Origin of the sequence: Brevibacterium sp. S111 (genome assembly GCF_004745075.1) — a bacterium.
GTDB lineage: Bacteria > Actinomycetota > Actinomycetes > Actinomycetales > Brevibacteriaceae > Brevibacterium.
This window is the reverse complement of the sequence record NZ_RHFH01000009.1, coordinates 144,009-156,145: the sequence shown is the minus strand read 5'-3', so window position 1 is coordinate 156,145 and position 12,137 is coordinate 144,009. Positions and strand designations below refer to the sequence as shown.

General features: G+C 65.9%; 11 protein-coding genes. 3 read left to right on the top strand and 8 right to left on the bottom strand.

All coding sequences use genetic code 11. The features are described from left to right. Window positions 1-51: 51 nt before the first annotated feature. Window positions 52-1,215 (top strand): acyl-CoA dehydrogenase family protein, encoded by a 1,164-nt coding sequence (locus EB836_RS12040; protein WP_135540704.1) that lies wholly within the window; start codon window positions 52-54, stop codon window positions 1,213-1,215. Between the two features lie 30 nt (window positions 1,216-1,245). Next, a complete protein-coding gene (fabG, locus tag EB836_RS12035) occupies window positions 1,246-2,058 on the top strand; it encodes a 3-oxoacyl-ACP reductase FabG (RefSeq protein WP_135540702.1) in 813 nt (270 codons plus the stop codon). A 58-nt stretch (window positions 2,059-2,116) separates the two neighbouring features. On the opposite strand, the gene EB836_RS12030 is transcribed toward fabG, so the two are convergent. After that, complete coding sequence (locus EB836_RS12030) at window positions 2,117-3,430, bottom strand: acyltransferase family protein (protein WP_135540700.1); 1,314 nt, start codon at window positions 3,428-3,430, stop codon at window positions 2,117-2,119. Window positions 3,431-3,535: 105 nt separating this feature from the next. Beyond that, on the bottom strand, window positions 3,536-5,500 hold the full coding sequence (locus EB836_RS12025) for an amidohydrolase (protein WP_135540698.1): 1,965 nt from the start codon (window positions 5,498-5,500) through the stop codon (window positions 3,536-3,538). A 69-nt stretch (window positions 5,501-5,569) separates the two neighbouring features. Here EB836_RS12025 and EB836_RS12020 point away from each other — a divergent pair, with 69 nt between their 5' ends. Further along, window positions 5,570-6,049 carry a hypothetical protein gene (locus EB836_RS12020; protein WP_135540696.1) on the top strand — a complete coding sequence of 160 codons (480 nt, stop codon included), beginning with the start codon at window positions 5,570-5,572 and terminating at the stop codon, window positions 6,047-6,049. A gap of 123 nt (window positions 6,050-6,172) precedes the next feature. Here the strand turns inward: EB836_RS12020 and EB836_RS12015 are convergent, their stop codons facing one another. The 6 genes from EB836_RS12015 to EB836_RS18195 form a co-directional block, all read right to left on the bottom strand. Then, entirely contained in the window at window positions 6,173-6,928 is a 756-nt protein-coding gene (locus tag EB836_RS12015) for an ATP-binding cassette domain-containing protein (RefSeq protein WP_135540694.1), read from the bottom strand. Beyond that, entirely contained in the window at window positions 6,925-8,028 is a 1,104-nt protein-coding gene (locus EB836_RS12010; protein ID WP_135540790.1) for an iron chelate uptake ABC transporter family permease subunit, read from the bottom strand. Before EB836_RS12010 ends, EB836_RS12015 begins: the two co-directional genes overlap by 4 nt. Window positions 8,029-8,066: 38 nt before the next feature. Further along, window positions 8,067-9,101: an iron chelate uptake ABC transporter family permease subunit gene (locus tag EB836_RS12005; RefSeq protein ID WP_135540789.1), complete on the bottom strand. Its 1,035-nt coding sequence runs from the start codon at window positions 9,099-9,101 to the stop codon at window positions 8,067-8,069. Beyond that, complete coding sequence (locus tag EB836_RS12000) at window positions 9,101-10,090, bottom strand: ABC transporter substrate-binding protein (RefSeq protein ID WP_135540692.1); 990 nt, start codon at window positions 10,088-10,090, stop codon at window positions 9,101-9,103. The genes EB836_RS12005 and EB836_RS12000 overlap by 1 nt, the downstream gene beginning before the upstream one ends. Before the next feature lie 182 nt (window positions 10,091-10,272). Further along, window positions 10,273-11,238, bottom strand: a complete 966-nt coding sequence (locus EB836_RS11995) for an inositol monophosphatase family protein (protein WP_135540690.1) — start codon at window positions 11,236-11,238, stop codon at window positions 10,273-10,275. 550 nt (window positions 11,239-11,788) lie between these two features. After that, window positions 11,789-11,941 (bottom strand): hypothetical protein, encoded by a 153-nt coding sequence (locus EB836_RS18195; protein ID WP_167854445.1) that lies wholly within the window; start codon window positions 11,939-11,941, stop codon window positions 11,789-11,791. Between the last annotated feature and the right edge of the window lie 196 nt (window positions 11,942-12,137).

Sequence of the window (12,137 nt, the reverse complement as noted above, 5' to 3'; positions counted from 1 at the left end):
CAGCTCCACACACCCGCACCGCAGCGACCACCGTTCGAAGGAGACACACTCATGGACACCACAGAACTCGATGACATCCTCGCCGCAGTCCGCGAATTCGTCCGCGAGAAGGTCGTCCCGCTCGAGACGCAGGTCGAGGACGAGGACGCGTTCCCCGAGGCGATCATCAGAGAATCCGCCGAGATGGGCCTCTTCGGCTGGGCTCTGCCCGAGGAGTACGGAGGCCTCGGACTCAACGCCGAACAGGATGCCCTCCTGGCCATGGAACTCGGCTACACGACGCCGTCGTTCCGGTCGCTGTTCGGCACGAACAACGGCATCGCCGGGCAGGTGCTCGTCAACTACGGCACCGACGCACAGAAGTCCGCATGGCTGCCCCGCCTGGCCTCCGGCGAGGTCGTCGCGTCCTTCGCGCTGACCGAATCCGAGGCCGGTTCCGATCCTTCGGGCCTGCGGACGAAGGCCGTGCGCGACGGCGACGACTACATCATCAACGGCTCCAAGCGCTTCATCACCAACGCCGAGGCCTCCGACGTGCTCATGGTCTTCGCCCGCACCGACCCGAACGCCACCGGGTCGAAGGGCATCTCCGTCTTCCTCGTTCCCACCACGGCAGAGGGCGTGACCGTCGGCCCGCACGACCACAAGATGGGTCAGGCAGGCGCCTGGACCTCGGAGATCTTCTTCGACGATGTCCGCGTGCCCGCTGCCAACCTCATCGGCGGGGAAGAGGAGAAGGGCTTCTACGCGGCCATGGCCTCACTGAACAAGGGCCGGCTGCACATCGCCGCGATCTGCGTGGGCCAGTCCATCCGCATCCTCGACGAATCCGTCCGCTTCGCCGCCGAGGCGAAACAGGGCGGGGAGCCCATCGCTCGCTTCCAGCTCGTCCAGGCGATGCTCGCCGATATCTACACCGACACCGCCGCAGCGAAGTCACTCGTGCTCTCGGCCGCACAGCGCTGGGACGAAGGCACCGATCGCAAGCTCGGCCCCTCCTCGGCGAAGCTCTTCGCTTCCGAAGCACTCGCCCGCATCGCCGACACGGGCGTGCAGATCCAGGGCGGAATGGGCTACATGCGCGAGTCCGCGGTCGAACGCTTCTACCGCCACGCCCGGCTGTTCCGCATCTACGAAGGCACCTCCGAAGTCCAGCGCGTCGTCGTCGCCCGGCAGCTGCTGAGCGGCGCGCACAAGCCCCAGTTCAACCTCTGATCGAGCCCGTCTCTGACGAAAGGAATCACCATGACCGAATCCACCACCGCAGCGAGCACCGGCATCACCGTCACCGAAACCGGCGGGGTCACCGCCGTTCCCGGCCTGCTGACCGGGAAGGTCGCCGTCGTCACCGGCGGCGGGCAGGGGCTCGGCCTGGCGATGGCCCGCAGCCTCGTCGACTCGGGCGCGAAGGTCGTCCTCGGCGATATGAATGAAGAGAACCTGCAGGCGGCCGTGACCGAACTCGGCGGTGAGGGCTCCGCGGCCGGGGTCGTGTGCAATGTGTCCGACCTCGATGCCGTCGAGAAACTCGCCGAGGCGGCCACCAGCATCTTCGGCGGCGTCGACATCTGGGTCAACAACGCCGGCATCACCCGCGACTCGACGATCCGGAAGATGACCGAGGCACAGTTCGACGACGTCATCTCCGTCCACTTGCGCGGCACCTGGAACGGCCTCAAAGTCGCCACGGCGCTCATGCGCGAACAGGACCGAGGCGGGTCGATCATCAACGTGTCCTCGATCAGCGGCAAGGTCGGCAACCCCGGACAGTCGAACTATTCGGCGGCGAAGGCCGGAATCGTCGGCATGACGAAGGCCGTGTCGAAGGAGGTCGCGTTCAAGAACATCCGCATCAACGCGATCCAGCCCGGCTTCATCAACACCGCGATGACCGCGGCCATGCCCCAGCACGCCATCGATTCGAAGCTCGCCGACATTCCGCTGGGGCGTGCCGGTGAACCCGAGGAGGTCGCCTCGGTGGTGCTGTTCCTGGCCTCGGGCCTGTCCAGCTACCTCACGGGCACGGTCACCGAGATCTCCGGCGGCCGCCACATCTGAGATTCGCCGAGGCGGGGCGACGTTCGGTCCCGCCTCGGCGAAATCAGTCTCGTTGTGCTCAGTCCTCGGCGGTCCGCCGGCCGGGCAGGCGGACGACGCCGAAGGCGAGCATGCCGACGATCGGCAGCAGCGGCCAGATCCAGGTCACACCGTGCCCGTCGACCATCCCGGTATCGGCCATGATCGCCAGGCCCGCGCAGATCGCGGCCGAAGCGGCGATCGGCATCCATGTCGGGGGTGCGGGACGGTCGTCGGGCTGCGGTGATTCGAAGCGACCGAAGATCGCCACGAGCACTCCGGTGATCGCCAGCAGCGCGATGGCCCACAGCGGCCGGGTCAGCCACCAGATCCCGGTCAGCGGTTCGGGCAGCACAGCGTCGGCGTCGAGGCCGATGAGCACATTGGCCAGTGCCGTGAGCGCGGTCAGGTGCCAGAGGAACCAGGTCATGATGCGCTGATTGACCATAACGGTGACGAACCACAGACCGGGGCTGCGCAGCAGTGCCGCCAGTGGGCGCCTCAGCATGAGGACGATGCCGGCCTGGGCCATGCCGAGGAAGGCCATGGTCACGCGGGTCGGCGAGGAATTCGAGATGGCATCGGTGCCTGCCGTGATCATCGACACCGGGTAGGGGCCGAATCCGACGAGGAGCCCGAGGCCGATCGCGCCGATGGCGAAGAGCGCCGCGCAGCGTTTGAGGCTGGTCAGGCGGTCATCGAGCCAGGCGTAGCCGAACTGGTGGAAACTCGCCCACACGAGCAGGTAGTTCGGGTAGCCGGCGAGTGTGCTCTCGGTGGCGATGCTGATGACATCGATGACTCCGGCGAGGCCGATGCCGACGATGATCGACCACCATCCCCATTTCTCCCACAGGATCAGGCAGGGTGGGGCGACGATGACGACGAGCAGGTACGCGGCGAGGAACCAGGTCGGCACCAACGCCATCTGGGAGGCCAGCTGCACGGCCGCGGGCTCGGCCCCTGCGGCCACGGCGATGACGCAGGTGACCAACCACACGAGCAGCAGCGGGATGAGCGGCAGGCCGAGGCGGCGCAGGCGAGCTCGCAGCCACTCGGCATACCCGATGTTCCGCCGCCTCGCCGAGCGCCACGACAGAGCGTTGGAGTAGCCGCCGACGAGGAAGAAGATCGGCATCACCTGGAACACCCAGGTCAGCGGGTGCGTCCAACGGGCTTGATCGAGCAGACCATGCGGGTTGATGCCGCCGCCGACGCTGACGGCGATGATCGTCCAATGCCCGAGGACGACGACGGTGATCGCGGCCGCGCGGAGGAAGTCGACTTCGCGGCTGCGGGTATCCGGGGTGGCCTCATCGACCTTGCGAGCCTGAGCCAGAAACGAACGAGGCATGAGCGGGGATCCTTCACGGTCAGCGGCCGGGGCCGGTTTCGGCCTGGCCGAATCAGTGGCCCGGCCGGGCGGGGCCGGTTTCGGCGTGGGCGGCCGGGCCAGCGGTCAGGCTTCGTATTTGATCTCGCCGCCGACGACGGTGAGCGCGACACGGGTGTCGCGGATCGCCTCGGCGTGGGCGAACAGCGCTTCTTCGGAATCGTAGCCGAGGAGCCCGTCGGTTCCGTCGACCTCCGCCCGATCCGGTCGTGTCGATGTTCCCTGCACAGCCGCCTCGGCGCTCACCCCTTCGGCCGCACAGGAGTCGGCGTTGAACCCGTCGGCCCGGCAGGAGTCGGCGTTGAGCCCGTCGGCCGCGCACGGATCCGTGTCGACGACGATGAAGTCCGCGTCCATGCCCGGTGCCAGATAGCCGCGCCGCGATTCCAAACCGGCGGCGAAAGCCGGCCCCTGCGTGTGCAGACGGATGGCCTCGGCGGCGCTGAGCCGACGCGCGGGCTGAAAGCTCGTCGATGCGTCCCCTGAGATGTTCGCCCTGGTCATCGCCGCGTAGATCGCGGCGAACGGGTTGGCAGGTTCAACGGGCCCATCGGAGCCGAAGATCACTTGGGCACCCGCAGCGAGCAGATCCGGCCAAGCATAAGCGGCCAGCTGCGCGGATTCGTCGATGAGGTGGAGCAGGTGCAGGTCGGAGATGCAGTGCCGGGGCTGCATGGACGCGAGCACTCCGAGTTCGGCGAAGCGGGCGACGTCGCCCGGCTGGATGAACTGGGCGTGTTCGACACGGTGGCGGAACGGCCGGTCGAAGCGTTCCTCGGCGGCCGCGGTGATCTCGCGCAGACGTTCGAAGACTTCGAGCACGTGGTGGTTGGCTTGGTCGCCGATGGCGTGGATGGCCACGGAGATGCCCGCCTCGGTGGCGATGCGGGCCTGGTCGAAGAGTTCGTCCTCGGTCATCTGTGCGATGCCGAAGTTCTCCGCCTCACCGTCGGTTTCGGGAAACGGTGAGGACATGTGCGAGGTGTGGGAGCCGAGCGCGCCGTCGGAGAAGAGTTTGAGCCCGCCTCTCTGCAGCCAGTCGTCTCCGTCGCCGGTGTGCCAGCCGGTTTCGATCGCCCACGGCACTTCGGGTCCGCGCAGGAAGAGCGTGACCCGCATGTCCTGCCGGTCGGCTTCGCGCAGGTCGTTCCATCCCAGCGTCGAGGCGATGCCGTCGAAGTCGTGGATGCCGGTCAGTCCCTGGGACAGGAACAGCTTCTGCGTGACGGCGAGGCGTTCGACCTGCTCCTCACGGCTGAGTTCGGGGATGAAGCGGGCGACGAGGTCGGTGGCGTCTTCGCGCACGAGGCCGGTGAGCTGCCCGTCATCGTCGCGGACGAAGCTGCCGCCTGAGGGATCTTCGGTCGACGCGTCGATGCCGGCGATCTCGAGGGCGTGGGCGTTGGCCCACAGGGTGTGCAGGTCGAGGGACCACATCGCCACGGGATGGTCGGGCACCTCGGCGTCGAGCAGCGTCCGGTCCGGGCAGGACGGGTCGTCCCATTTGTTGAGGTCCCAGCCGGAGCCGACAACCCAAGTGCCCACGGGGAGGGAATCTGCTCGTTCGCGGATGGCGGTGACCGCCTCGGCGAGGGATTTCGTCTGGGACAGATCGAGGTCGGTCAGAGAATCGGCGTACATGATCGAGTGCATGTGCCCGTCGACGAATCCCGGGAGGATGACCTGCCCGCCGCAGTCGATCTCGTCGATTTCGAGGCCGGGGATGACCGTGGTCGCTCCGACCCCGCCCGCCGAGGCGAGCGCCGCCGTCGTCGACGATTCCGCGGCGGCGATGTCGAGGAGTTCGGCCCGGGTGCCGACGGCGACGATGGTCTCACCGTCGACGAGGATCGCATCGGGTGCGACGGATGGGCGGGTATCGTCGGAGTGGGCGGCATTATCCGGGTGGCCGGCGGTCGCGGGGTGAGTGGATTCGTCCGGGCGAGCGGCATCGTCCGGGTGGGGATCGGCACTGTCGGGGCGAGCGGCGGGCGCAAAGGTGCGCACAACGGCGTTGGAGAACAGACGCATGGGCACCAGTCTAAGTGCCGCCTCAGCTCCCCCACGAGCAGCCTTTCTACCGGGAGTAGAATGCTGGGCATGGCCAACTTCTTCAGCACTCAGGACACCCGGCTCGCGGCGGGAGCACGCATCCTTCTGCCGGCGGTGTGGCTCGGGCTCATCATCGGTATCTCGCTCATCGAGGCGCCGCTGAAGTTCACCGCCCCGGGGATCACGATTCCGCTGGGGCTGGGCATCGGGCGTCTGGTCTTCGGGGCGATGAACTGGGTGGAGCTCGTCATCGCGGTGATCCTGCTGTGGGCGATGCTGAAGACCGGTGTCGACCGTGTCTATCGAGCCCTGACCAGCGGTCTCATCGGCATCCTCATCATCAAGGTCATCGTCATCCGCCCCCTGCTCAATGAACGCACGAATGCCGTGCTCGCCGGCACCGACGACGGCGGATCGGCCCTGCACCTGTTCTACATCGCCGCCGACGGGCTCCTCATCATCGGCCTCGTCACCACGCTCGTCGTCGCCGTCCGTCGTTGGGTGACGGTGCGGCCCGCTGCAGGGTGACGTTCCGTCCCGTCGCCGTCCGACGCCGGGTGACACTCCGCCCCGCTGTGGATCGCCCCACCCAACCACCAGCCACCAGCCACCAGCCACCAGCCAGCTAACCGGCCAGACCGGCCGAACGTGTCAGTAGTAAACGGCCAGCGGCCCGCGCGGACCGTCGATGACTTCGACCGGGGTGTCGAACACCCCGGACAGCACCTCGGCGGTCATCATCTTCTCGGGAGTGCCGAACTCGACGACCTCGCCGTCCTTCACCGCGCAGATGTGGTCGGCGTAGTGACCGGCGAAGTTGATGTCGTGGAGGACGATGACGATGGTCCGGCCCATCTCGGCCGCGGCTCGGCGCAGGTGCTGCATCATCTGCACGGACCGCTTCATGTCGAGGTTGTTCAGCGGTTCGTCGAGCAGCACATAGTCGGTGTCCTGCGCCAACACCATCGCCACATAGGCCCGCTGCCGCTGCCCTCCGGAGAGCTCGTCGATGAACCGGTTCTCCAGTTCACCGAGCTCGAGAAAGTCGATGGCCTGGGAGATGATCTCCTCATCGGCGGTTGTCAGACGCCCCTGCGAATGCGGGAAGCGCCCGAACCCGACGAGCTGCCTGATCGTCAGACGGGTGATGAAGTGGTTCTCCTGACGCAGGATGGACACGATCTTCGCCAGGTCCTTCGACTTCGTCGAACTGACGTCGAAACCGGCCACCGAAATCGACCCCGAGTCCAAGCCCAGCAACCGGCCGATCATCGTCAGCAGCGTCGACTTTCCGGCGCCGTTGGGGCCGACCAGAGCGGTCACTCCTCCGGCCGGGATCTGCAGGTCGACGGGCCCGATCGAGACCTCGTCGCTGTAGGATTTGCGGACCGAGTCCAGCGTGATCACAGGCGCCCCTTTCGCAGGATGACAAGCAGGAAGGCGCCGCCGCCGACGATCTCGATGATGACCGACACGACCCCCTCGGCGTAGAAGATGTTCTTCATGACGAAATACGCTCCACCCAGGACGACGAACCCGATGAGGGCCGCCATCGGGAAGAGCCGCTTGTGGTCATAGGTGTCGGCGAACTGGTAGGCGAGCATCGCGACGAGGAATCCGAGGAAGACCATCGGGCCGATCATCGACACGGACACCGCCATGAGGATGGACACGAAGAAGAGCACTTTGAGCAGTTCGCCCTTGAAGTTCAGCCCCAGGTTGCTCGTCATATCCCGACCCAACGCGAGCACGTTCAACCGCGACGAGCTGAGGTAGAGGCCGAGGCACGCGAGCACGCACAGTGGGATCGACACCGGCAGGTAGCTCGAATCCGAGTTCGAGATCGATCCGAAGAGCCGTGCGGAGAGGATGTCGAATTCGCTCGGCGTCAGCGTCCGCTGCATGAATGTCGCGACCGAGCCCAGTCCCCCGCCGATGACGACGCCGATGAGCAGCATGAGTGCCACCGACGAGTGCCGACCGGACAGCAGCCACCCGTAGAGTGCCAGCGACAGCCCGACCATGAGCGCCAGTTGGACGACGAATGGGACGAGCCCCTTGAGTTCGACGATCGCGGTGACCCCGAAGAAGTACATCGCCGAGGTCTGGATCGCCACGTACAGGGACTCGAATCCCATGATCGAGGGCGTGATGATCCGGTTGTTCGTCACCGTTTGGAAGGCGACGGTCGCGAAGGACTGGCACAGTGCCACCATGACGATGACGACGAGGTTCGTCAGCCGCAGCTTCGCGATCAGCCAGAAGCCGGGGTCGTTGATGGGCATGGGATTGTCCCACGCCAGGATGCCGCCGGCGATACCCGCCGAGGCGAGCGCGAGGACGATGATCATCGTCCAATATCGGCGCACCGACCTGGCCGTCGGCAGCGGTCCGGACGCACGCTGAGCAGAGGCACCCTGAGCAGCGGCGGAACCTCGCCGAGGCGGCTCACCGTCCCGCACGTCCGCAGCGGCCCGGCCGGCCGCCTCGGCGTCGGTGTTCGTCATGGGGTCTGCGGGGATTTCGTCCTTTGCGCGCACGGCACTCACCCGACCTTCCGCTGACGCAGCAGCAGGGCGACGAACACGGCAGCGCCGACGACGCCGAGGATGAGGGAGACGGGGACTTCGAAGGGCATGACGATGATCCGACCGATGAGGTCGCAGACAGTGACGATGGCGATGCCCAGCAGGCACACCCACGGCAGATTCGAGCGCAGGTCGTCGCCGCGGACGAGTGAGACGATGTTGGGCACGATGAGTCCGAGGAACGGCAGGTTGCCGACGACGACGGTGACCACGCCTGTGGCGACGGCGACGAAGACGGTTCCCAGCAGCAGGATCTGGTTGTAGTTGAGGCCGACGTTCGTGGCGATCTCCTTGCCCAGGCCGGCCACGGTGAAGCGGTCGGCGAGGATGAAGATCGCGACGACGACGGCCGCGACGATCCACAGGGTCTCGTACTGGCCGCGCAGAATCGAGGTGAAGCTGCCTGCGAACCAGATGCCCAGGCTCTGCAGCATATCGGTCTGAACGGCGACGAAGGTCGACACGGCACCGACGACGGCGCCGAGCATGATGCCGACGATGGGCACGATGAGCGAGGATTTCAGTGACACTCGCCGGAGGAAGAGGAAGAACACGAGGGTGCCGACGAAGGCGGCGATGATCGCTCCGACCATCCGCGCGACGATCGAGGCATCGGGGTAGACGATGACGGTGAGCATGAGCCCGAGGCCCGCCCATTCGGTGGTGCCGGTCGTCGTCGGTTCGACGAAGCGGTTCTGGGTGAGCAGCTGCATGACCAGCCCGCACATCGCCATGGCCGCTCCGGCCAGGACGAGGGCGATGGTGCGCGGAATCCGCGTGATCTGGAACATCTGAGCACCGCCGTCACCGCCGAAGATGTCGTAGACACCGGTGAACAGCGAGACCGCGAGCAGGAGGGCGACCCCGAGGACGCCCAGCAGCAGCGGCCATCCGAAGAGGGGTCCCTTCGCCGAGGCGGCCCCACGTGGAGACTCATCCGGCCGGTTGCCTCGGGAGTCCTTCCGACGTCGGGCCGCCTCGGCGATGGTCATCACTTCTGGTCTTCGAGCTTCTCAGCGAAGTCGTTGAAGAACTCCGTGTAGGTCTGAATGCTCTCGTTGAGGTAGGTGTCCTCGGGGAAGTACACGATCTTCTCGTCCTTGATCGCGGGGACGTCCTTGAGCGCCTCGGAGTCCTCGAGCACCTCGGCGGCCGGGGCCGAGCCCTCATCGCGCTTCTCCGGCGCGAAGGAGGCATCACGGTCGAGGACGATCATGAGGTCGGGGTTCGACTTCGCGATCGCTTCGACGGAGACATCGTCGCCCTGATGGTCCTCGGTGCCGTCCTCGACCTCGAGGGCCGGGGCGAGGTCGAGGATGTCGAACACGGGCCCGACGGTGCGTCCGACCGAGGGAGCGGCATAGCCGATGTCACCGGCCGAGGTGATCAGCCCCATGGCCTTGTCATCACCGTCATAGGCGGACTTGGCGCGGTCGATGGAAGCGTCGAAATCATCGACGAGCTTCTTCGCTTCGTCCTGCTTGCCGAAGATCTCGCCGAGCACCGTGGTCTGACGGCGCAGCTCGTCGTCGAAGTCCTCGTCGTCGCGGGGATCGAGTTCGAGCACGACCGCCTCAGGGGCGAGCTTGGCCAGATCGTCGTGGAACTGGGCGAAGCGCTGGCCGTTGATGATGAGGTCGGGCTTGGCTTCGACGACCTTCTCGAGGTCGGGTTCGCGGTGGTTGCCGAGGTCGAGGATCGACTCGTCCTTCGTGTAGTCGAGGTCGTCGCTCATGAGGGACACGGCTCCGCCGCTGAGTTCGACGCCCCAGTCGCTGAGAGTTTGGAACGTGCGGTTGTCGGTGGCGACGACGGACTCCGGCGGGGAGTCAACGGTCTGTTTGCCGTTGTTGTCTTCGACCTCGATCGTGGTGTCAGCGCCGTCGGCCTGTGCCGAATCGGAATCAGAGGAGCCGCAGCCGGCCAGAGCAAGAGCGACAACGCCTGCCAGGGCGCTCAGTTGAAGGCGAGTCGAAACCATGGGGTCCTACTTCCTGGGATGAACGAATCAGAGAAACGTGTGCACACACTGAAAGTAAGCTTAGCCTATGCTTTGAAAATAAAGTCAAAGAAATATGACGTTATCTGCATCACACCTGATGAGCGGTTTGCGGCGCAGAGAGCCCAGCGCGGCTCGGCCGGCGCGGGCGGGGCGAGGTCGGTTCAGATGGCGGCGACGAGCCGATCGACCTCGGCCTGGGCGTCGGCTGCGGCGGTCGGACCGCCTGCTCCCCCGCGGCTGACCTTGAGTCCTGCCTCTTCGACGATGACCGCACCGCCGGCGTAGTCGTAGATGCCCAGGCCCCGTTCGGCGTAGCCGTTGACGCGGCCTTCGGCGACCATGCACAGGTCGATGGAGGCCGCGCCGCAGCGCCGGAGATCGTCGTAACCGCTCATAAGGTTCTCGAGTTTGGCCAGCTGTGGGCCGCGATTGTTCCCGGTGTAGGCGAACCCGGTGGCGAGCAGCCGTCCGGACAGCCCGCTCGGCGTACCCCGCAGCCGGCGGGCGGGAATATTCGCCGAGGCGGCCGTTCCGTAGTCGGCCAGTCGACCCTCGACCCGGTAGGCGCCGAGGCCCTCGGCCGCCAGCCAAGTGGCACCCAGCCCCGGTGAGGCAACGAGCCCGATGCGCCAGCCGCCGAGACCGAGACCGGGATCGGTGTCCGGCTTCTCGCAGACACCGACAGAGAAAGCATGGTGTTCGATGTTCCGGACATAATTCACGGTTCCGTCGATGGGGTCGACATGCCACTCCAGCGCCGGGCCGTCGTCGCTGAGGTCGGCGAGCAGCCGCGCCTCGGCATCGTAGGCATGGAGCCGGCGAAGGATATCGGCCGAGAAGAATTCGACCGGGTCGAGTGCGTCCGCCCCCTCCTCGCCGACCATGAGATCGTGGGGCCTGACCCGCGAGAGGTACCCGCGGACGAGTGCCTCGATCTGCGCATCGGCCTTGGTGACGAGGTCGTTCGGCGAGGTCTTCGTGTCGACGACCCGCGCATCGAGGCTCGCTCCGAGCAGTGACCTCCAGGCGAGCATCTGCTCCCAGGCCATGACAGACAGGTCGGACGCGATGCGAATGAGGGGAAGGTCGACGATCTCAGCGGGCAGTGATTCGGGCTCGGAGTTCATATCGCCACTCTAGACAAGACGCCTCTCACCACGCCTGCGGGTCCGGAGTCCGGTCGGCCGCACGCCGAACGCCCCGGACCCGCGGTGCAGCCGAACGCCCGCTATCGGGGCGTGAACAACCGGTCCGCCTGTAACAAGACTGCAATACTGCGGCGAGTATGTCGTTCTTGTATCTAAGCCGCTGATAGCCGCATCATGCCGTGGGAGCTCACCAATTGACCTGCCCACGAACCCGCCCGCAGCTGCCGGTGTCGGTCGCGGGGAACTTCAGTTTCGCATCGACAGATCGAGCGAATCAAAACATGATTATCCATATGGGCCGAACTGCCGGTTCCCGTCATTACACACCACCTGCCCCATTGTCAGCACAATGAAAATTCCTGTCGCCGAACGGCTCCGAGAATCGGCCATACAACGGTCAGGTACCGCCCATGCAATACACAAGGGCGGTGACCCCATCTCGCCGATGGATCACCGCCCCTGTTCGAGCGCGGGAAGAATGAAGGTCCGGGGAGTCGATGCTTCTTGCCTCGACCCCTTGATTCCGGGCTCAGACGGGGTCTGCGACCTCCGATTTCGGTTCGCTGCGCTTGACCGGTCCGTGCCGACGCACGATCTCCTGCACCGCCTGCGAGGAGGTGCCGGCCGCCTCGGCGATCGCCCCGAAAGTCGCGCCCTCTTCGCGCGCCCGAAGAATCGCCATCACATAGTCGGTGTTGATTTTCGATCGCTGCCGAGCGACCTTTCTGACCGCCCCGACTAATGCGGCCTGATCTACTGTCAATTCACGAGCTCGACGAGACATGGCTTCTTCCCTTGCATTCATGTAGTGGCCCCTTGCCACGAATTGGTGTAGTCCCATTAGATACCACGAATATGTCAATACACCAAGAATTCCC

What these genes read in the sequence shown, in the direction of transcription:
- EB836_RS12040 (WP_135540704.1), top strand. Translation starts at nt 52, where the DNA reads ATGGACACCACAGAACTCGATGACATCCTCGCCGCAGTCCGCGAATTC.
- fabG (WP_135540702.1), top strand. Translation starts at nt 1,246, where the DNA reads ATGACCGAATCCACCACCGCAGCGAGCACCGGCATCACCGTCACCGAA.
- EB836_RS12030 (WP_135540700.1), bottom strand. Translation starts at nt 3,430, where the DNA reads ATGCCTCGTTCGTTTCTGGCTCAGGCTCGCAAGGTCGATGAGGCCACC.
- EB836_RS12025 (WP_135540698.1), bottom strand. Translation starts at nt 5,500, where the DNA reads ATGCGTCTGTTCTCCAACGCCGTTGTGCGCACCTTTGCGCCCGCCGCT.
- EB836_RS12020 (WP_135540696.1), top strand. Translation starts at nt 5,570, where the DNA reads ATGGCCAACTTCTTCAGCACTCAGGACACCCGGCTCGCGGCGGGAGCA.
- EB836_RS12010 (WP_135540790.1), bottom strand. Translation starts at nt 8,028, where the DNA reads ATGACGAACACCGACGCCGAGGCGGCCGGCCGGGCCGCTGCGGACGTG.
- EB836_RS12005 (WP_135540789.1), bottom strand. Translation starts at nt 9,101, where the DNA reads ATGACCATCGCCGAGGCGGCCCGACGTCGGAAGGACTCCCGAGGCAAC.
- EB836_RS12000 (WP_135540692.1), bottom strand. Translation starts at nt 10,090, where the DNA reads ATGGTTTCGACTCGCCTTCAACTGAGCGCCCTGGCAGGCGTTGTCGCT.
- EB836_RS11995 (WP_135540690.1), bottom strand. Translation starts at nt 11,238, where the DNA reads ATGAACTCCGAGCCCGAATCACTGCCCGCTGAGATCGTCGACCTTCCC.
- EB836_RS18195 (WP_167854445.1), bottom strand. Translation starts at nt 11,941, where the DNA reads ATGGCGATTCTTCGGGCGCGCGAAGAGGGCGCGACTTTCGGGGCGATC.